The sequence below is a fragment of the Nocardia sp. NPDC055165 genome (genome assembly GCF_053606985.1).
In genome coordinates, this window is sequence record NZ_JBSGSS010000043.1 from 1 (window position 1) to 1,548 (window position 1,548).

The 1,548-nt window shown below is 64.3% G+C and carries 1 protein-coding gene and 1 pseudogene; both read left to right on the plus strand.

Annotated elements, in window-relative coordinates:
- Positions 1-164: 164 nt before the first annotated feature.
- Positions 165-491 (plus strand): type VII secretion target, encoded by a 327-nt coding sequence (locus tag ACWFRF_RS34840; protein WP_452454366.1) that lies wholly within the window; start codon positions 165-167, stop codon positions 489-491.
- Positions 491-1,548 (plus strand): annotated as a pseudogene (locus ACWFRF_RS34845) (hypothetical protein); the annotation flags it as partial. The gene ACWFRF_RS34840 and the pseudogene ACWFRF_RS34845, both read left to right, overlap by 1 nt.

Genomic DNA, 1,548 nt, shown 5'->3' on the forward strand with positions numbered 1-1,548 from the left:
GTCGTATCCGCTACGCTCGGCGATTGGCACTGCGTGCCGCAGGTCTTTCCTGCCGGTTCTTTTCGGTGGTTTCGACCTGGTCGATCAGGTTCGACACCGCAGGTCACGGGCCAGGAAGTGCCCGCCGACCGGGGTGGCATCACACGAGGGGCGGGGCAGCGAAGATGACAAGCGCAGGCGGGGAACTCAGCATCTCCCCGGACAAGATCAAAACCCACGCCACCAATGTCACCTCGGCCGGTTCAGGGTTGACCGAAGCCCTCGAAGCAGCCCAAGCCGTCTCCGCGCCGTCGGATGCGTTCGGGAAACTCTGTGCCTTCCTCGGTCCGTTGTTCGTCGATTCGGTCGAGACTGATGGCATCGACGCGATCCAGGCCGCGATCGACGCGTTCGGGAGCACCAGTTCGAACCTGACCGCTGTTGCTGATGCGTTCACCACCCGCGACACCACCAACGCCGCAGCACTCAAGACCCAGCAGTCCGGCCTGTAATGGCCGCGAACCCGTTGATCGCGGCGAAGGAAGACACCACCGACTGGTCCACCGGTATCAGCCTGGTCAGCTCGGTCACCGACCTGTCCGACGCGATCTCGGGTGGTTCTTGGATCGAGGTAGGCCTCGGTGTCGTCGGTCTCGGTGCCGAAGCGGTTTCGTTGGTCGTGGACCCGCTCGGGACCTTGGCCGGTTACGGCGTCGGCTGGCTCATCGAACACTGCCAGCCATTGCAAGAGGCCCTGGACTGGATCGCCGGCGACCCCGCGCAGATCGAGGCCTACGCCAAAACCTGGGACAACGTCGCCGCCCGCATCAGCGAAGTGGCCACTGCCCAGAACGCCGCGGTCACTGCCGATGTCGCGGACTGGACCGGTCAAACCGCCACCGCCTACAAGTCAGCGGCGTCGAACACCACGAACCTGCTGACCGCGGCCAACACCGCAGCGACCGCGGCAGCTTCAGCGATCCGGATGGCCGGGGGGATCGTCGCCGCGGTCCGCGAGACCGTGCGTGACCTGGTAGCCCAGACCGTCGGCCGTCTTGCGGTGTGGGCGGCGGAGTTGGTGTTCTCGGTCGGTCTGGCGACTCCGCTGGTCGCGGTCCAAGCCACCGCGTATATCGCGAAGACTGTCGCGACAATCTCGAAGTTGTTCTCGAAGTTGGCTAAGACGATGTCGAAGCTGAAGCCGTTGCTCAAGCAGCTGAAGTCGGCGTTCGGTGATATCGCGAAGGCGTTCAAGAAGACCCCGTCCAAGACCTCGAAGAACGCCGACACCACCACCACGAGCCCTGCGGCGACGAAGAACACCGACACCTCGACAACACCGTCGACTGCCAAACAGCCGGACACGCCCACGAATCCGGCCAGCACACCTGATACACCGTCGAAGACAACTGATAACCCGGACACCCCAGGGACCACAAAACCGGCGAGCACGCCGGAGACGAGCAAGCTTCCCGACCAGTCCGGCTCCGAGAAGCCGGACCTGAACAAGACCGCGAAGCAAACCACCGACTGTGGTGACCCGGTCGACGTCGCGACCGGCGAGTTCCT

Bases quoted from the DNA above. Each gene is read 5' to 3' on its own strand.
- ACWFRF_RS34840 (WP_452454366.1), top strand. From the start codon at position 165: ATGACAAGCGCAGGCGGGGAACTCAGCATCTCCCCGGACAAGATCAAA.